The following is a 17,538-nucleotide window of genomic DNA, read 5'->3' as shown; positions in this document are numbered from 1 at the left end:
CGATAATCGCGAAATAGAAAGCGGGTGAACCGGAGATTGAAACGCGGATTAATCATTTTCTGTTATGCGCTTGTCATCGCTATCGTTTGGCTGAATCGGACCGGGCTGCTTCAATGGGTGAAAACGGGTGAAGCGCCGCTGCCGCTCATCGTCCTGCTAGTCGTTGGCCTCGCATGCGTGCCTATTATCCCGTTCAGCGCCGTCATCGGCACGATGGGCTATGTGTACGGCCCTCTGCTCGGCGCGCTGCTCAGCTTGCTCGGCGCTTGGCTTGCCGGTATGATCATGTACGGCTTATTCCGTTACGGCTTCCGGGAACGGGGCCGAGCGCTGCTTCGGTGTTACAAGTTGACGGAACGCTGGACCGCCATGGTCGAGCGGCATCCTTTCCAATCCGTGCTGCTCGCTCGGCTTATGCCGATCGTGCCGCAAACCGCCGTTAATGTTTACGCTGCCGTCGCGGCGATTCCCTTCTTGCATTATGCCAGCGCTTCCTTTCTCGGCAAAGTGCCGGCGATGCTCATTTTTGCGTTTATCGGCGACCGCATTTCCGCAGATTGGCAGTCTCTGCTGCTTGTGGCAGGCGTTTATGTCCTGTTTTTGCTGTTAGTTTACGGTTCCTATAGGATCTGGCAAGCAAAAGCGGCTTCGTGATGGACGGCATTAAAAATCACCTTATTATGGTCGTTTCGCACAATTCCTGCTATAATCGGAGAGCATGGTATTACAAACGAAGCATAAGGAGGCGGCGGGCTTGAATCCGATCAAACAATCGCATATTGAACTCATCGGCTACTCCGCAAGCGCGCTTTCGATTGTCTGCTGGCTGTTCCTGGCGTGGCAGGATCCTTATTTTGAAGGAATGAATCAAGTCGATCCCTTGCAATCTTTCCTCCTGCTTGTGCTTCCCGCCTGCCTCTTCGGCGTCGGCCTGCTCCAATCGAGAGTGATCATGATGCTGGCCGCGTTTGTATGGAGCGTCCCATTCAGCGTGTTTATGCTGTTCTCATCGAGCGGTTACGCACTGTTCGGGGTGATGTGCATCGGCTATTTGGTTTGTATCGTCTTATGCAGAGTACATAAAATTAGATATTGGTAGCATGATGGAGGTTTCAGACATGAGCGAATTCAGCGAAAGCTATCACCTGGTCGGCAAAGACCGTCGGGAAGGCATTGCATTGTTGACAAGGGCAGGTCTTTCAGGGTACGTGTACCCAGCAATCAACGATTGGATCACGCTGCTGCCGAGCGGGCCGATCTATACTCAGAATGAGGAACTGATTGCGAACAACCATGGGATGCTGCTCTATTATGCATATGCTGAGGATCATGGCTGGTCCTTCAGCCTCTATGAAGGGGACAAGCTGATTTGCCGCTATGATTGCAGCTGGGATGAGGAAATCGTCCACGATGTGTCGGAGCTTCATGCCGAGAGGCTTCTCGCGTTTATCAATAGCAGGCCCGGCCGGCAGCAGGACGTGACGGACGAGCAGCTGATGAAAGCGCTGAGCATCACCGATTTTGAGGAGCTGTTCGAGCAGGTACCGGCTTATCAATTTGCGCAATGGCTGGGCTTAACGCATTATGAGTGGCAATCCCATGACTATATCGAGCGCGATTTTGAAGAAAGCTTGGACTATATTACGGACAGCGGAGTAGTAAAAGTTTAGCGAAGGCGGGATCGCCACGCTAGCGTAAGGTGAAAATGGATAGCCATCGATTTGAAGGAGGTCACAATGCCTGCACGCAGGCATTGCGATCTCCTTTTTCTTTTCCAGCATTTTCAAACCCTGCTATAATGGGAAAAGAGTTTCGAATTTCATTGCGGTAGAAACGGGGTGAGATCACATGAAAAAGGGGACGGATGCCGCAGGCATCATTATCATCGATAAGTACGATCGGGTCCTGTTGGTTCACCAAACGTACGGCAAGAAGCAGTGGTCCATTCCCGGCGGCATGGTGGATGAAGGCGAATCGGCATGGGGCGCGGCAGCAAGAGAGCTGAAGGAGGAAGCCGGCATCTCGGTTAGCGAGATGGACTTATCCGGACTCTATTTCCAGCCGCATAAGAACCGATATATCTATACCTTCAAGGCTCGCAGCTATGAAGGCGTCATCCAGGTGGACGACGATGAGATCGATCAATACGGCTTCTTCCCGCTGGATGCGCTTCCGCGTCCGATCTCCACCTTTACCGCCCAGAGATTGGCCGATGCCGTCCGGGAAAACAAAACCGTCTTCAAAGAAGAGTCTCTGGCCAATTATCAAATTCTCAATCCGTAGCATTGGGGGAACGCGCCTGTATGCAGAAGATGAAAGCCATTATTTTCGATTTGGATAATACGCTGCTTGATCGGACCCGGATGTTCGGCAATTTTGCGACTGCATTCCTGCAAACCCATTTCAGCCACATCGAATCCACGGAGGCGCTGTACAACCGGATTCTGGAGCTTGACCGGGATGGGTATAAAGACCGTAATGCATTGTTTGCGGAGCTGATTGAGGAGCTGCCTTGGCGGGAAACGCTTAGCCACGCTGAGTTAGCTGCTTATTACAAACGCGAATATATGAGTAATGCGGTCCTTATGGATCGAGCCCATGAGTTGCTTGCCTATCTCCGCCGACAAAACTATCGAATCGGATTAATTACAAATGGAAGAAATGACATGCAATACGGCAAAATCGATCGGCTCGGCCTTCGCGACGCATTTGAGTTTATTCTTGTTTCCGAGGAAGCGGGCGTGAAGAAGCCGGATGCTAAAATTTTCGAAATGGCGCTCGAACGCTTGGGGCTGCTAGCAGGCGAATGTATCTTCATCGGCGACCATCCGGTGAATGATATCGAAGGGGCTTCCTCGGCGGGGATGGAAACGATATGGATTCAAGTGAATCATCCTTGGCGTGAGGAGTTGACGGCAAAACCGCTGCATACGATTAGGCAGCTTGGCGAATTGATCGAGCTGCTGTGAGATGCCGGGAAATCTTACGGAGGAGATGACCGTGTGTCCATCCAAGCCATATACTTTGATTTGTTCGAAACGTTAATCACCGAGTTCGAGAACGGCCGGCGAAGATCGAAGCGCAGCTATGATTATAATACGTTGCTCGGAATTCCCAACGAAGCGTTTAAGGCTGAATGGGCTGCACGCTCGGTGAAGCGGATGAACGGGCATTTTGCTTCGTATCGGGAGGTCATTTTAGACATCCTATCCGGCAGAGAGCTCACGGTTGACGAAGATGCGATTCAATTTCTCTACGAGGCTCGGTTGCAAGAAAAGGTACTTCCTTTCGAGCATGTAGAGCACGAAATCGTAACCTTGTTGGCCGATTTGCGAAGGAAGGGTATCCGGATCGGGCTCATCAGCAACTGCACGGAAGAAGAGGTTAGCCATTGGCGGGACTCGCGGCTCGCGGACTATTTTGACGACTGCATCTTCTCCTATGAGGTTAAGTGCAGCAAGCCGGATACGAGAATCTATGCGCTGGCTTGCGAGCGGCTGCAAGTGAGGCCTGAAGACTGCGCCTTCGTGGGCGACGGCGGGTCCAATGAGTTGGAAGGCGCAGCGCGCGCGGGCCTGCGTGTCTTTCATGCGTATTGGTATAACACCTATATACAGAGCGAGTTCATGAAATTGAGAAGCCCAAGGGAACTTATGCAGCATCTATAACGTCTTGAATGTCCGGGGAGGGGCGTCAAATGATCATGCGAATGGCCTCTATCGATGACTGCGAAGGCATCGCCAAGGTGCATCTGGAAAGCTGGAAGACAACGTATGCGGGTATTATCGCAGACTCTTACCTGGCAGGCTTAACCTTGGAAGGACGGATTCGGAATAGGCTGTTGGCGTTCAACCATCCGCAGCCGGATGAAATGACGTTTGTCGCCGAAGAGCCTGACGGCCGAATCGTTGGCTTTATTTCAGGAGGTAAATGCCGTGAGGCAGACCTTGTCTACGACGCTGAGGTGTATGCCGTCTATTTACTGAAGGAAGCTCAAGGGCTAGGCTACGGGAGGCGTTTCTTCACAAAAATGGCCGCCGCGCTGAAAGCCAGAGGCTATTCCTCGCTCATGCTTTGGGTGCTGAGGGATAATCCGGCTCTGCATTTCTACGAAAAAATGGGCGGCGCCGTTATTGGGAGCAAGGAGATTCAGATCGGCGAGCAGCTGCTGATCGAAACGGCGCTCGGTTGGAAAGTAATATAGGTAAAACGCATAGAAGGAGGAAAGGAATTTGTCACAGCATGTGGAGCAAAACGATCTTCCGTCCGGATTGGCGAAGCCGGCGCAACGGGCGCTTGCCGGTGCGGGTCTCAGGAGTATGGCCGATATTTCGAACCTGAGCGAATCGGAGTTGAGCGGGCTGCACGGCATCGGCCCGAAGGCCGTCGATTTGCTTCGGCAGGCGATGAAGTCGAAAGGGCTGGCTTTCAAGAGCGGGAAATGAGAAGGGGAGCGGTCGGTTGCAAACCTTGACGATGAGAAGCGAGTCGGCGTACACGCTGAACTATCTGATCTATATTCAAAATATGTATTTGAACCAGCGCGACGCTGCACGAGGAGAGAGGCATAAGTTTCCTTATTTGCCGAATCTGAAGCTTCCATTTGCGGATGATTTTGAAGCAGGGTTCGCGAACATATGGGCAGAGGCATCTGCGAGCATTGCCGAACATCCTTTTAACGACTTGAAACTCTTCGCGGCGCACCGGGAGCGGATCTTCGAGCCGCTGTTTGTTCATAGCGAAGGGGCTTGGGAGCCGTATGAATGCTTCTATCAAAGCTTCCTTGCTTGGTGGGACAGCTATGCCGGAAGGCTCGCCTTGGAAAGGACGTTCGATGCTTGGCGGGTATATACAGTTTTATCAGCTATCGTGCAAGCAGCCGGCGGCGTACCGCTCAAGGGGTTTGAGATCAGCATTGTGTATGATGCTTGCGTGCTAGGGAGTGAAGATAAGCGTTCTTATTTTGCCGTAATGCCGCTTGCGGATTGCCTGGTCAATTCGCTAAAACTCGAACAACGGTTAATGAATTTATTTGACTGGCTCAATGGAAGCACAGAAGCAGACTAAAATGGTTCGCACAAAATAAAGAGATTCGGAGTGTGTCATGCAGGTAGAACGTATCAATCATCTTTGTTTCTCCGTATCCAGCTTGGAACGGTCGGTGGCTTTCTATGAGCAAGTGTTCGGGGCGCAGCTTCTCGTGACGGGGCGATCGCTCGCGTATTTCGATTTGAACGGTTTGTGGATTGCTTTAAATGAGGAGCGGGACATTCCGCGAAACGAGATTCACCGGTCCTACACGCATCTAGCGTTTACGATTGCGGAGACGGACTTCGACGCTTGGCAGGACAAGCTGCGGCGGCTAGGCGTGAACGTGCTTCCTGGCCGGTCAAGGGAAGCGGAGGACCGGAAATCGATTTATTTTACCGACCCGGACGGGCACAAGTTCGAGCTCCACACCGGTACGCTGCAGGATCGATTGGACCATTACCGGAACACGAAGCCGCACATGAAGTTTTTCACTTAGGGGACGCAGGGGGCGACGCCAGAATTCGCCACTGGATGCAAGCAAAAAACAGCTAAGTCCGACTGTGCGGCGCTTAGCTGTTTCGTGTCCGTTCTGGCGAATCCTATCGTGCTTTGCATTATGCTAGTGCAGCGGCTCATCGCCGACATCGCTCATCAATTGCTCCATTTCCCGCGTGAGCGCCTTCACGGTCTGCTCGTATTCCGGTAAGCTATACACGTTGTTCAGCTCGTAAGGGTCCTTGGCCAAATCGAACATTTCCCACTCCGGCGGCTTCGATTCGTCACGGGAATCCGTCGTGCCGAGCGCCTGGGCATAGTAGTAGATCAGCTTGTACTGCTGCGTCCGGATGCCGTAGTGGGAGTAGACCTCGTGGCAGCCGTCGAGATGCATCCAATAGCGGTAGTACATGGACGTTCTCCAGTCAGCCGGCGCTGCGCCTCCGAGCACTTCCCGGATGCTGTGTCCTTGCATCGTCTCCGGAATCGGGTGGCCGGCGTAGTCCAGGAAGGTAGGCGCGAAATCGACGTTCAAAATCATCGTGTCGCTTACGGTGCCGGCTTCAATGGCACGCGGATAACGGATAAGGAACGGCATGCGCAGCGATTCCTCGTACATGAACCGTTTATCGAACCAGCCGTGGTCGCCTAAGAAGAAGCCTTGGTCGGACGTGTAGATGACGATCGTATCGTTCGCCTCATCTTCTTCGTCGAGGTAATCGAGCAAGCGCCCTACATTGTCATCGACTGAGGCGATGCACCGCAGGTAATCCTTGATGTACCGCTGATATTTCCATTTCTTCTCCTGTTCCGGCGTAAGCCCGGCAGGCGGAGCGCCTTTCGTATCCAGCTCATGCAGGTCCTCAATGCGCATTTTGGCGTTTACAGCAGCTTGCGAGCGGGTGGCGTAGTCATCGTAAAAGGTTTCCGGCTCGGGAATGTCGATATCCTCGTATAAGTGCATATGCTTCTCATCCGGCTCCCAGTGGCGATGCGGCGCTTTGTGATGGCACATGAGCATGAACGGCCGGTTCTTGTCCCGATTTTTCAGCCAGTCCAGCGATTTATCGGTAATAATGTCGGTCACGTAGCCATCGAATTTCTGGGAAACGCCCATCTCGATCATGACGGGATTGTGATAATCCCCTTGATCGGGCAGGATGCTCCAGTAGTCGAAGCCGGTCGGGTCGGCGTTGCCGCCATGGCCGAGATGCCATTTGCCGACGATCGCGGTTTGGTAGCCGTCCTGCTGCAGCAGCTTCGGGAAGGTCGTCTGCCTGCCGTCGAACGAGTCGCCTAGCGTTTTCACGCCGTTAATATGGTTGTATTGGCCCGTTAAAATGGCCGCGCGGCTCGGCGTGCAGATGGAATTGGTGCAAAAGCAGTTGTCGAACCGCATGCCGCCTTCAGAGATGCGGTCAATATTCGGCGTTTCGTTGATTCTGCTGCCGTAAGCGCTGATGGCGTGGGAAGCATGGTCGTCCGACATAATAAACAGAATGTTCGGTCTCTTTGGGGCAGAAGTGCTCATCTTCATTCACCTGTCCTTCTTTGAAACGTTTCGATAGATTCACGGTTATTGTATAATAATTATTTGGAAGCGTCTACAACGGGGTTTTACAAGGAAAGGAAGGCAATCAAAATGATGGATCAACCTAGGGCTTGCTGCTGTGCAAGCCGAAACGCCGACGGCGAGATCGCCGCGTCTTCTTCAGGCGAGCCTGGTACGGATCATGCCGGCGCTTTGCGCGGCGGGGAGCTTGTCCTGTCGTCGCTTCAAGAGGACGACCATATGGTCCTTATTCCGGCCGGGGAATTTCTGATGGGCACGGATGATGCGGAAGGCTTTCCGCAGGACGGAGAAGGCCCGATTCGCAGCGTGAAGCTGGATGCGTTTTATATATCACGGTACGCGGTGACCAATGAGCAATTTCAAGCGTTCGTGGAGGCGACCGGCTACGTGACGGAGGCGGAAAAGTTCGGCTGGTCGTATGTGTTTCATTTGCTAGCGTCCGAACAGGCCAAGCAGGCCTCGGCAGGATCGCCGCAAAGCACGCCATGGTGGCTTGCCGTGAAAGGCGCCTATTGGGCCCAGCCCGAAGGACCCGATTCCGATATCGCGGACCGGCTCGATCACCCGGTCGTGCACGTATCCTGGAACGACGCGGCGGCTTACTGTGACTGGAAGGGCGGGCGGCTGCCGACCGAAGCGGAGTGGGAGTACGCGGCTAGAGGCGGGCTCGTTCAGAAGCGTTACCCGTGGGGCGACTTGCTAAAGCCGGACGCCGAGCATCTTTGCAATATTTGGCAGGGCAAATTCCCGGTCAAAAACAACGCGAGCGACGGTTATCTCGGTACGGCGCCCGTTCATGCCTTCAAGCCGAACGGTTACGGGCTGCACAATATGTCAGGCAATGTTTGGGAATGGTGCAGCGATTGGTTCACGCCGCACTATCATATGACGACTTCAGGCGTTAACCCGCACTATACGAAGCCTGCCCAAGCGCGCTCCATGCGCGGAGGCTCCTATCTTTGCCATAAATCGTACTGCAACCGTTACCGGGTAGCGGCGAGAAATTCGAACACGCCGGACAGCTCGACCGGGAACTGCGGGTTCCGCATGGTCGCGTCATTCAAGTCATAGCAGTTGGGAGTGAACGGATGATGAAGGACCCGATTGTCATGGTTCCTTACGATGCCGGGTGGGCTCAGGAGTTTCGCGACATCGCACTTTGGCTGCGCCAAGCGCTCGGGGACGTCGCTCAGCGCATTGACCATATCGGTTCGACCTCGGTTCCGGGACTTGCGGCCAAGCCTGTCATCGATATTCAGGTTTCGGTCCGCTCGCTGGAGCCGGTGGACGTCTACCTGAGCGGATTTGAACAGCTCGGCTACGTGTTTAGAGCGGACAACACGGAGCGGACCAAGCGGTATTTTCGAGAGGGGCAGGGGATGGGGCGCACCCACATCCACGTTCGTGAGGCGGGGAGCTTCGGAGAGCAGTTCGCGCTGCTTTTTCGCGACTACTTGAGATGGAACCGCACCGATGCGGACTATTATGCCGGCGTAAAGACCCGGCTTATGGAACAGTGCAAGCATGACCGCCAACGGTATGTGGATGAGAAGGAGCCTTATATTTGGGAGATCATGCGCCGGGCGAGCAGGTGGAGTCAAGAGACCGGCTGGAAGCCGGAACCGACGGATATGTAGCTCGCGGTTACAGCCAGTCAGAGGGGAAACCAAACGCTATATTTCAACTATCCCAAACAGGGGGCGGTATCCATGTCGACGTCAGGCGGCGTCATCACTATTGTGCCCGCTAACGAGGCGTCTTGGGAGGACTTAGACGCTATACTAGGGCCGGCCCGATGCCATTCGGTACGGTGCTATTGCCAGCGGTTCAAGATCCCGAATTCGCAATGGAATCAGATTGACGACGACGAACGCGCCTTCATGCTGCGCGCCCAGACCGACTGCGGAAACCCGGAGTCGGGCACAACGAGCGGTCTCGTCGCATACCTCGACCGCGAGCCCGTCGGGTGGTGCGCGATCGAGCCCCGGACTGCCTACAGTAAGCTGTTAAGCAGCCGGGTCCCGTGGGCGGGACGGAATGAGGACAAGAACGACGATGGCGTTTGGGCTATGACTTGCTTTATTGTTCGCACCGGCTATCGCCGGCGCGGGATCACTTACGAGCTTGCGCGCGCCGCTCTAGAATTTGCCCGGCGTCGGGGCGCCCGCGCCGTTGAGGGGTACCCGATGATCACCGTGCCAGGACGGGAGATCACCTGGGGCGAGCTCCACGTTGGCAGCCGCAACGCGTTTGCCGCGGCCGGTTTCCGCGAGGTAACCAGACCCACCGCGCGTCGGGTCGTGATGCGCATCGATTTCCGATGAACTGATGCTTGGATCGCACTATGTCTAATAGGGAAGGAGTAAATTGTTTGAAAGAGAACGACGAAATCATTCTTTCTTCGGAGAAGTCGGTCAGTCGCAAAGAGAACATCGTGTTTCGGCCTTCAGGTCCGTGGACGCCAAGCATTCACTCGTTATTGCGGCATTTGCGGAAATCCGGCTTTACATCGCTGCCATCCGTCATTGGCTCCGGCTTAGATGCGGAGAACCGGGAAATGCTGAGCTACATCGACGGGGAGTTTGTTCACCCGGGCCCTTGGAGTGACGATGCGTTAGCGGAAGTCGGAAGCATGCTGCGCAGGCTGCATGATGCTTCTTCCGATTTCGAGCCTGCTGCCAATGCGGCGTGGAAACCATGGTTCTTGCGCGGGCTGGGCGGATCGAAGCGCGTATACAGTCACGGCGATGTAGCGTGGAATATGGTCACAAGAGAAGGGGTTCCCTTTGCGCTGATTGATTGGGAGTTTGCCGGCCCGGTCGATCCATTGGCTGAACTCGCTCGGGTTTGCTGGCTCTTTCCCCAGCTTCATGACGACGATGTTGCCGAGAGGGTGGGCTTGCCTCCGCTTGATGTCCGGGCCCGGCAGCTTCGGCTCCTTGTGGACGCGTACGGTGTAAACCCCAAACAGAGGCTGGAATTATTCGATCTGATCTTAGAAGTAGTTGTACGCGAGACCGCTGAAGAAGCCATTGAAAATCAAATCACTCCAGACTGTCAAGGGCCGCTTTGGGGGCTTGCCTGGAGAGCGCGGGCTGCAGCATGGATCCTGCGCCATCGCATCGTTTTGCAAAATTCGCTTGCATAGCGGGGTCTTGGGCCGGGCCAAAAACGTTCATTCATACCATTTCCGCGTACAGATGCTCGACATCTTTCGATAGATCCGGTATCCACGCCTCCGATCCAGGGATAATTTCGGTTCCGCCATAGGCAAGCCAGCGTAATGTCTTGATCAACCAGCATATTCCGCCTATTCGCAATTGCCAGTTTAGCTGATCGGCAGGCAGTTCGGCTGCCTCGAGGTAGGCCGCCATGATTTCGTCCCTCGAAAGTCCGCACAAAGCGCGAGCCTCCGTCGTCAAACAGTACAGGTCGCCGAGGTGGGGACTTAAGTAGGCGATGGACCAATCAATCGGCATCATGCCGCCGTCTTCTTGAATTAACAGATTCTTTGCATGGTAGTCATGATGGACGATGGAGATAGGCACGGTTTGATAAAGTCGCTCCAATCGGGCCGGCAGCGCTTTTTTTACTTTTCGTAATACGCTTGCTTCCGTCAGCTTAGGCGATTTCAACAGATCATCCAGAAGCGCGAGAAAATCATTCATCGAAACCGAGTACGCGTTAACGATCTCCTTAGTGAGAACACGCTTTTCTAAATTGGCGGTTGCTCTCGCTCTTAATCTTGCCAATTCTCTGGCAGCTTCAAGAAAATGGACAGGGAGCGGCTGCTGTTCCAGATTAAGTTCGCCCGCGTCCTCCATAATCATGACTCCGCTGTTATTCTGTTCAACATATTCATAAATGAGCGGGGCTTTAATTTGAAGCGGGTACACCAATTGACGGTAAATCTCCGCTTCTCCCGCCATTTCGCTCCCGCCCCACTTGATGATCCGTGTCTCGCCGGTTCTTATCTTTACTCGGTAGACCTCCGAAAGAGCCCATTTCCTTAATAAGGACCATTCCGTAACCTCATTCAGCAAACGCAGCTTTGAGCGATGATCTGAAAAGCATGCTGGAATCATTTCGGAATTACCTCCCGCTATAGTCTAGAAACACATTTTTACATATTTGGCGAAAAAGATATAGACTTATCATTTTCCGGCTGATATGATGTTGAATAAGGTCTTGGTAAATTTCAGGACTCTTTTTTATCTCTACATAAGCAGCAAAGGCCATCCCTCAGGGGGTGGCCTTACATTTTGCCATTTGAATCAATGAATCGGGAGGAGGCTGGATGGATGATCCGGTTCGAACGGCTGCAGGATCAGCCGCAGGCTTTTATCGATGGAGCAGTCATGTACATATGGAACCAGTGGGGAACGGAGCGGAATTATGCGTTTTATCGCGATTGTATCGTGCATGCTTTGCAGGCGGACATCGACCTCCCGAAATTCTATGTAGCGGTAGAGCAGGAACGGTTGATCGGGATGTGCGCCGTGCTGCGCAACGATCTCATCAGCCGGCAGGACTTGTTTCCGTGGCTCGCGTGCCTCTATGTGGATCCGGCCTGCAGGGGCAATGGACTCGGCAGCAGCTTGATGGCGCATGTGGCGTCGGAGCTTAAGGAGAAGGGGCACACGCAGCTGTTTTTGAGCACGACCCTTGACGGTTATTATGAGCGATATGGGTGGACTTACTATGGTCCTGGCTATTATTTGGATGGCGGCGCCACCAAAATCTATCAGCTACCTCTGAAGGAGGAATTGCCGAATGGCGATGATTAAAACGATTACGCCGGATGACGCGGAAGCTTTTTGGCGATTAAGACTGGAAGCGCTGCGCAGCAGCCCGGAAGCGTTCGGGTCGACTTATGAAGATGCGTTGGCAACGCCGCTCGAGGCGGTTAAGGCGCGGATTCAGGTGAGTGCGGATCAGTTTGTTCTGGGCGCATTTACGACAGAAGAGGAGCTTGTCGGCATGGTCGGCTTCCGCAGAGAGGAGTCCGTCAAAATGCGGCATAAAGGCTTCGTGTGGGGGATGTACGTTACAGCAAGCGTACGTCAGCAGGGCGTCGGGCGCAAGCTCATGTCGGAGCTGCTTGACCGTGCACGTTTGGTGGACGGGCTTGAGCAAGTGAATCTCATGGTTGTCGCGAGCAATGAGCAGGCGAGAGGGCTTTACCTGTCGCTTGGCTTTGAGGTGTATGGCCTTGAACGAAGGGCGCTCAAGCATAACGGGATCTATTACGATGAAGAGCTTATGGCATACCGGATTGATTAAGGAAGCATAACTACATAGGCTGCGGAAAAGGAGGATAGCGCGGGATGTTGATCCGCTCATTAGGTGAAGGCGAGACGCTGCCTTACGAGCTGCTGCTGTTGGCCGATCCGGAGCGGCAGGCGATCGATGCTTATGCGGACCGGTGCGATTGCATGGTCATGGAGGAGAACGGTGCGGCGGTCGGCGCGTATATGCTGCTCGCCACCCGGCCAAAGACGGCGGAAATCATGAATATTGCCGTGCGAGAGGACTGCCAAGGCAGAGGATACGGCAGAAAGCTGATCGAACACGCCGTGCGGTATTGCAAAGAGCAGGGTTACCGGCAGCTTGAGATCGGGACGGGCAATTCCAGCCTTGGACAGCTGGGGCTTTACCAGAAATGCGGGTTTCGCGTGACGGGCGTGGAGCGCGACTATTTCGTCAGGCATTATGCGGAGCCGATTATCGAGAACGGCATCCCTTGCCGGGATATGATCAGGCTGAGGCTGGAATGGTAGCGGCGGTTCGGAACGAATTTCGTTCTGGGCTGCTTTTTTTATGGGCTTGAGACCGTGGAGGATGGGCTGGAAAGAAAAAAAGAGGGCATCCTGCATTTGGCTCTTGCATTGCGAACATATATTCGGTGTATAATAGGAATAGGAACATATATTCGCATTATTGGAAGGTGGGGGCCATGGAACGCATCATTATGTTAGCGGATTGTCAGTCGTTCTATGCGTCCGTCGAGAAGGCGGCGCACCCGGAATATCAGAATCAGCCCGTCGCGGTCGCGGGGGATCCCGAGCGGCGCTCAGGCATTATATTGGCAGCTTGCCCGATTGCCAAGCAGCACGGCGTCACGACGGCCGAGACGCTGGGCGAGGCGCTCGGCAAATGTCCGCAGCTGGTTATCGTCAAGCCGCGGATGCAGGCTTATATCGATGTATCTCTAATGATTACGGAAATTTACGAATCGTTTACCGACTTGGTTGAGCCGTTCTCCATTGACGAGCAGTTTCTGGACGTGACCGGCTCCGTTGCTTATTTCGGATCGGCGGAAGAGATCGCCCGCCGCATTCAGAACAAAATCATGCTGTACACCGGCGTCTGGTCGCGGATCGGCATCAGCTCGACGAAGGTGCTTGCCAAGATGGCGACGGACATCTGGGCCAAGAAGAGCGAGAGCGGAATCTTCACGCTGCCGAAATCGGCGGTTGAGACTCAGCTGTGGCCGCAGCCCGTGAGCAAGATGTTCGGCGTCGGTTCGCGGATGACGGCGCATTTTCAGCGGCTCGGCATCTTCACGATCGGCGATTTGGCGCGGATGCCGCTTGTCGAGCTGAAGCGCAAGATGCGGGTGCTGATGGGGCGCAACAGCGACATTCAAGCGGAGCTGTATTGGCAGACGGCGAACGGCATCGACGGCAGTCCGGTGAAGCCGAGCACGCATAACGGCCAGCAGGCGGTCGGCCATCAGATGACGCTGCCGCGCGACTTCAGCAGCCGCGCCGAAATCGACGTCGTGCTGCTGGAGCTAAGCGAGGAAGTCAGCCGCCGGTGCCGGGCCAAGGGCTACATGGGCCAGGTCGTCGCGGCGGGCGCGCAGGGGGCGGACTTCGACAAGCCGACAGGCTTCTTCCGGCAGACGACGCTAGCCGATCCGACGAACATTACGCGGGAAGTATTCGAGGCGGCGCGCAAGCTGTTCGACACGCATTGGGACCAGATGCCAGTCCGCAAGCTCGGGGTGACGCTGTCGAAGCTGTCCTCGGACGATCAATACCAGCTGACGCTGTTCGGCAACCGGGAGCGGGTGCGCAGGCTGGAGCGGATGACCGACCAGATTAAATACCGTTACGGGAACACGGCGATTTTGCGCGCCTCCTCGCTGCTGGATGCCGCTCAGGCTCGCGAGCGCAGCGTGAAAATCGGGGGGCATTACAAATGAGCAAGAAGCTGGAAGGAAACGGCCGCTGGGAATCGAGCCGCATGATGCTGCCGGAGCACCGGGAGCAGTATTTGCAGCGCAAGGAGCAGGCCGGCGCCCCGGTGCAGCCGCAGGAGCCGGGAAAATCGACCCCAGCGCAGCTGCCTACGAAGGAGGAGCTTGAGCTCATCCGCGAATTCGTGCTGCTGCCGATCATGATGACCATCGTCGATAAGAACTGCACCGAGATCGGCTTATCCTCTTATTCCATGAAGAGTTTATATATTAAAGCCTCGCAGGTGCTTATGACTCGGATTCACGACGAGCTGAGCGCGGTGCGCAAGGAGATGAAACGCCGCCAAATCAAGGTGTTCGAGGATGAGCGGGTGGATAGCGCGATCCATTACCACTTTATTTGCCGCGGCTACAGGGATACATTCGCCATGATGCGCGACGTCGTGCGCGCCGAGATGAGCGTCCGCATCGCCAGGTACGTGGCGGAGATGTTCAAGGCGAAAAGCTGATCATTCCGGACCTATTAAGCCGCAGCTTGCTTGTTTTATAATGTTCAATCCATAAACAAACGGAGGTTGTTTCGATGGCGGTCAAAGCAAGTCCGATTCAGGCCCGGGTTGCCGGGATCTTCATACCGGTGCGCGATATCGAGCGGGCCAGAGAGTGGTACTGCCGGATTCTCGGCATTGTCCAGGAGCCGGAAATCATGAACGGGCATTTATGCCCGCTGCCGGTAGACGGTCCCGGCATCATTCTCGACACGATGCCGATGTGGGGCGGTCAGGAGGAAGGCGGACCATCCACGTACGAGACGCCTGCGGCGATGTTTCCCACGGACGATCTGGACGCAGCGTACCGGTTTATGCAGGAGCAGCAGGTGGAGCTCGCGACCGGCATCGAATTTAATCATTGGTTCGCATTCCGCGACCCGGACGGCAACTTGCTGATGGTCGTCCGGGGATAACGCAACATTTACGACTGGCTTTGCGTCGGTAGCCATGAGGTGATTTCGCATGTATAACATGGTGAAGAAAGCGGCGATAGCCGGGATGGTCATGATCCTGCTGCTGACGGCCTGCGGTCAATCGAAGGGCGGAAGTACGCCGAACGCCGCGGATATCGGGGAAGCGCAGGAGACGGCGATAACGAAAGGCTTTCCGGAGGTAACGGATCCGTATTCTCCTGAACAAGCGAGCGCGAACGGGGACGTCGTCAATGTGCATGGTAAATACACGAATTTAGAAAAGTGGCTGCAATTCATGGAGCGTGTGAATGCGAAAAGCCCTGAGCCGGCGAGCGTGCGGATCACCCAGTATACGATTGAGGGAGATCCGATCTTCTATGAGTTGATTAACGACGGGAAGCAGATTAGCTATACCTTCGACAATTCGAAGGATGCTTTCGGTTCCGACCTTGGCCGGCCGACAACAACATGTACGGGATTCGATACGAAAAAGGTTGAACAGGCAGGCACCTTTATCGTATTGACTGGCTGTGCCGATCAGAAAACCGCCGATACGTTCTATTTTGACGCGAATGCCAAGTAAATTAAAACGGTTGTACGTCCCCCTCGGCATGCATTAGAATAGGAGGACATCGGCAAAAGGAAAGGCGCGACAATGTGGAACTATACGTATCATTTGGTCCGGGATTTGTCCCCGGGTGTAAAGCGGTTTATCGCAACGGAAAGCTTGTTCGGCGTTGCCGCAGGCATTTTTAGTCTAATCCTTAATTTACATTTGCTTGAACTGGGCTTCTCCAAAGACTTCATCGGACAAATAACGTCGATAGGGGCGCTAACCGTCGGGCTGACAAGCTTGCCCGCCGGACTGATCGTCCAGCGTGTCGGCCGGAAGCAAATGCTGGTCAGCGGCATGCTGCTGTCCGTTGTCTCGCTCGTCATGTTCGGGCTGGGAACGAGCAAAGCGGCGATAATCGCGGCACAGCTGATATGGTCGTTTGGCATTACGGCAATCGTTAATTCGGAAATTCAGCTGATCTACCAATATTGCCGGAGCAAGAAAGAAGAGACGAGCGCGTATTCGCTGCTGTTTGCCATTTTTACGCTGTTTACGGGAATCGGCACGCTGCTGGGCGGTTACCTGCCGAACTGGTTTCACGGCAGCACGACGATATATCAGTATGCCTTCTTCGTCGCTGCTGGCTGCTTCGCGGTATCCGCTTTGCTGCGGGCCGTTCTGCTGCCGTCTTCACGACGGGCGTCGAACGCAAGTGAAGTTCAGGCTGGTGCCGGCACTGCGGGCGAGACCGGTGAGTCCGGCGGTGCGGGGCGGAAGAATCGCCATGCGATCTACTTTCTGCTGGTGCTGTCGCTCTTGATCTTCAACTCCGGCTTCACGTACGGCTTGTTGAGCCCGTTTCTGAACGTCATTTTGAAATTCCGGTTCGATATGAATGATGACGCCATTTCGGAGCTGCTTGCTTTATCCGGGTTCTTTTTCTTCTTGGGCTCCCTCGTCATGCCGTATTTCATGGAGAAGCTTGGCAGCAGAAAAAGCTTCGTCATTCTGTTTGTCTTCAATATCGTCATCGTGGCGCTCATGGCGGCTGCCATGCCGGCGGCATCGTTCGCCGTTCTGCTAATGCTGCGCGGGACGGGCTTCACGATGCTCAGCAACCTCGTAGATAGCGAGTCGATGTCGGCGGTGGCCGAGGAAGACCGCAATCTATTCGCGGGGATGCGGACCGTCTCCCGCAGTATCGGCAATACGATCGCATCGTACTGGGCCGGGTTTATTTTGGCCGCGAATCATTACGCGCTGCCTTTCATCTTGACAGCAGCCGCGCTGCTGCTCGGCTTTATCGGCTACGCTTGGCTGGTACAGGGCGCACTGGAACGGCGGCTGCAAGGGACGAAGGGAACTGTTGAAGTGAATTAATGGTGGCAAAAACATCGTAGAAGTAAAATGCAATCTGTCATAATAAGATAATACCGATGGGTGCCTGATTTATAGGCGTCCATCTTTATTAGCTTCGAAGTTTTGCTGGTCTGGGAAAATGCAAATGGCGTTGCAATTCATGCGGCCTACGCTATCTCCAATTTTGGTTCCAACCTTGGCAATTCGTTAATATTTAAATGTTTTTGATTATTCTAGTTGCCTAACAAACGGAGGACGAATCTGCATATATCGAGAAATCAAATGAAAGATTATCGATGGAAACTACTTCATCAAGCACATCTATTTATCAATTTGATGAAAAAAGGCATATGGAG

At 54.3% G+C, this 17,538-nt stretch carries 24 protein-coding genes; 22 read left to right on the top strand and 2 right to left on the bottom strand.

The annotated features are described in order from the left end of the window. Nucleotides 1-36 precede the first annotated feature (36 nt). The 10 genes from DL346_RS12065 (at nt 37) to fosB (ending at nt 5,527) form a co-directional block, all read left to right on the top strand. On the top strand, nt 37-654 hold the full coding sequence (locus DL346_RS12065; RefSeq protein ID WP_112882369.1) for a TVP38/TMEM64 family protein: 618 nt from the start codon (nt 37-39) through the stop codon (nt 652-654). Between the two features lie 100 nt (nt 655-754). Beyond that, nucleotides 755-1,099 (top strand): hypothetical protein, encoded by a 345-nt coding sequence (locus DL346_RS12060; RefSeq protein ID WP_133257527.1) that lies wholly within the window; start codon nt 755-757, stop codon nt 1,097-1,099. 19 nt (nt 1,100-1,118) lie between these two features. Further along, entirely contained in the window at nt 1,119-1,670 is a 552-nt protein-coding gene (locus DL346_RS12055; RefSeq protein ID WP_112882367.1) for a hypothetical protein, read from the top strand. 178 nt (nt 1,671-1,848) lie between these two features. Then, the gene (locus DL346_RS12050) at nt 1,849-2,283 is read left to right on the top strand and encodes an NUDIX domain-containing protein (RefSeq protein ID WP_112882366.1); all 435 of its coding nucleotides are present in this window, start codon (nt 1,849-1,851) and stop codon (nt 2,281-2,283) included. Between the two features lie 20 nt (nt 2,284-2,303). Further along, the gene (locus tag DL346_RS12045) at nt 2,304-2,969 is read left to right on the top strand and encodes an HAD family hydrolase (RefSeq protein ID WP_112882365.1); all 666 of its coding nucleotides are present in this window, start codon (nt 2,304-2,306) and stop codon (nt 2,967-2,969) included. Nucleotides 2,970-3,002: 33 nt separating this feature from the next. Beyond that, entirely contained in the window at nt 3,003-3,668 is a 666-nt protein-coding gene (locus DL346_RS12040; protein WP_112882364.1) for an HAD family hydrolase, read from the top strand. Between the two features lie 29 nt (nt 3,669-3,697). Beyond that, entirely contained in the window at nt 3,698-4,204 is a 507-nt protein-coding gene (locus tag DL346_RS12035) for a GNAT family N-acetyltransferase (protein WP_112882363.1), read from the top strand. A 28-nt stretch (nt 4,205-4,232) separates the two neighbouring features. Further along, nucleotides 4,233-4,445: a helix-hairpin-helix domain-containing protein gene (locus DL346_RS12030; RefSeq protein ID WP_112882362.1), complete on the top strand. Its 213-nt coding sequence runs from the start codon at nt 4,233-4,235 to the stop codon at nt 4,443-4,445. A 16-nt stretch (nt 4,446-4,461) separates the two neighbouring features. Continuing rightward, complete coding sequence (locus tag DL346_RS12025; protein ID WP_112882361.1) at nt 4,462-5,067, top strand: hypothetical protein; 606 nt, start codon at nt 4,462-4,464, stop codon at nt 5,065-5,067. Nucleotides 5,068-5,104: 37 nt separating this feature from the next. After that, nucleotides 5,105-5,527 (top strand): metallothiol transferase FosB, encoded by a 423-nt coding sequence (gene fosB / locus DL346_RS12020; protein WP_112882360.1) that lies wholly within the window; start codon nt 5,105-5,107, stop codon nt 5,525-5,527. Between the two features lie 123 nt (nt 5,528-5,650). On the opposite strand, the gene DL346_RS12015 is transcribed toward fosB, so the two are convergent. Continuing rightward, nucleotides 5,651-7,063 (bottom strand): sulfatase family protein, encoded by a 1,413-nt coding sequence (locus tag DL346_RS12015; RefSeq protein ID WP_240633140.1) that lies wholly within the window; start codon nt 7,061-7,063, stop codon nt 5,651-5,653. Nucleotides 7,064-7,318: 255 nt separating this feature from the next. Between DL346_RS12015 and DL346_RS12010 the strand changes: the two genes are divergently transcribed. The 4 genes from DL346_RS12010 to DL346_RS11995 all read left to right on the top strand — a co-directional run bounded on the left by DL346_RS12010 (nt 7,319) and on the right by DL346_RS11995 (nt 10,247). Further along, nucleotides 7,319-8,170 (top strand): formylglycine-generating enzyme family protein, encoded by an 852-nt coding sequence (locus tag DL346_RS12010; RefSeq protein ID WP_476739440.1) that lies wholly within the window; start codon nt 7,319-7,321, stop codon nt 8,168-8,170. A gap of 17 nt (nt 8,171-8,187) precedes the next feature. Next, a complete protein-coding gene (locus tag DL346_RS12005) occupies nt 8,188-8,736 on the top strand; it encodes a GrpB family protein (RefSeq protein WP_240633139.1) in 549 nt (182 codons plus the stop codon). 72 nt (nt 8,737-8,808) lie between these two features. After that, entirely contained in the window at nt 8,809-9,423 is a 615-nt protein-coding gene (locus tag DL346_RS12000) for a GNAT family N-acetyltransferase (RefSeq protein ID WP_112882358.1), read from the top strand. Nucleotides 9,424-9,470: 47 nt separating this feature from the next. Next, nucleotides 9,471-10,247: an aminoglycoside phosphotransferase family protein gene (locus tag DL346_RS11995; RefSeq protein ID WP_240633138.1), complete on the top strand. Its 777-nt coding sequence runs from the start codon at nt 9,471-9,473 to the stop codon at nt 10,245-10,247. Between the two features lie 31 nt (nt 10,248-10,278). Here DL346_RS11995 and DL346_RS11990 read toward each other — a convergent pair whose 3' ends face one another. Next, a complete protein-coding gene (locus tag DL346_RS11990) occupies nt 10,279-11,184 on the bottom strand; it encodes a phosphotransferase (RefSeq protein ID WP_112882356.1) in 906 nt (301 codons plus the stop codon). 216 nt (nt 11,185-11,400) lie between these two features. Between DL346_RS11990 and DL346_RS11985 the strand changes: the two genes are divergently transcribed. The 8 genes from DL346_RS11985 (at nt 11,401) to DL346_RS11950 (ending at nt 17,203) form a co-directional block, all read left to right on the top strand. After that, on the top strand, nt 11,401-11,886 hold the full coding sequence (locus DL346_RS11985) for a GNAT family N-acetyltransferase (protein ID WP_112882355.1): 486 nt from the start codon (nt 11,401-11,403) through the stop codon (nt 11,884-11,886). Next, nucleotides 11,873-12,382 carry a GNAT family N-acetyltransferase gene (locus tag DL346_RS11980; RefSeq protein WP_112882354.1) on the top strand — a complete coding sequence of 170 codons (510 nt, stop codon included), beginning with the start codon at nt 11,873-11,875 and terminating at the stop codon, nt 12,380-12,382. The genes DL346_RS11985 and DL346_RS11980 overlap by 14 nt, the downstream gene beginning before the upstream one ends. A 44-nt stretch (nt 12,383-12,426) precedes the next feature. Then, on the top strand, nt 12,427-12,879 hold the full coding sequence (locus tag DL346_RS11975; protein WP_112882353.1) for a GNAT family N-acetyltransferase: 453 nt from the start codon (nt 12,427-12,429) through the stop codon (nt 12,877-12,879). Between the two features lie 176 nt (nt 12,880-13,055). Beyond that, the gene (locus tag DL346_RS11970) at nt 13,056-14,309 is read left to right on the top strand and encodes a DNA polymerase IV (protein ID WP_112882352.1); all 1,254 of its coding nucleotides are present in this window, start codon (nt 13,056-13,058) and stop codon (nt 14,307-14,309) included. Further along, nucleotides 14,306-14,812, top strand: coding sequence for a YhjD family protein (locus DL346_RS11965; RefSeq protein WP_112882351.1), 507 nt, complete (start codon nt 14,306-14,308; stop codon nt 14,810-14,812). The genes DL346_RS11970 and DL346_RS11965 overlap by 4 nt, the downstream gene beginning before the upstream one ends. A 74-nt stretch (nt 14,813-14,886) precedes the next feature. After that, nucleotides 14,887-15,267 carry a VOC family protein gene (locus DL346_RS11960; protein WP_112882350.1) on the top strand — a complete coding sequence of 127 codons (381 nt, stop codon included), beginning with the start codon at nt 14,887-14,889 and terminating at the stop codon, nt 15,265-15,267. Nucleotides 15,268-15,316: 49 nt separating this feature from the next. Then, nucleotides 15,317-15,850 (top strand): DUF4362 domain-containing protein, encoded by a 534-nt coding sequence (locus DL346_RS11955; protein ID WP_112882349.1) that lies wholly within the window; start codon nt 15,317-15,319, stop codon nt 15,848-15,850. A 72-nt stretch (nt 15,851-15,922) separates the two neighbouring features. Continuing rightward, nucleotides 15,923-17,203 carry an MFS transporter gene (locus DL346_RS11950; protein WP_112882348.1) on the top strand — a complete coding sequence of 427 codons (1,281 nt, stop codon included), beginning with the start codon at nt 15,923-15,925 and terminating at the stop codon, nt 17,201-17,203. Nucleotides 17,204-17,538: the final 335 nt, after the last annotated feature.

Source organism: Paenibacillus montanisoli (assembly GCF_003268025.1).
Taxonomy (GTDB): domain Bacteria; phylum Bacillota; class Bacilli; order Paenibacillales; family Paenibacillaceae; genus Paenibacillus_Z; species Paenibacillus_Z montanisoli.
The sequence above is the reverse complement of the archived record's forward strand: the minus strand, read 5'-3'. Positions and strand labels throughout refer to the sequence as shown.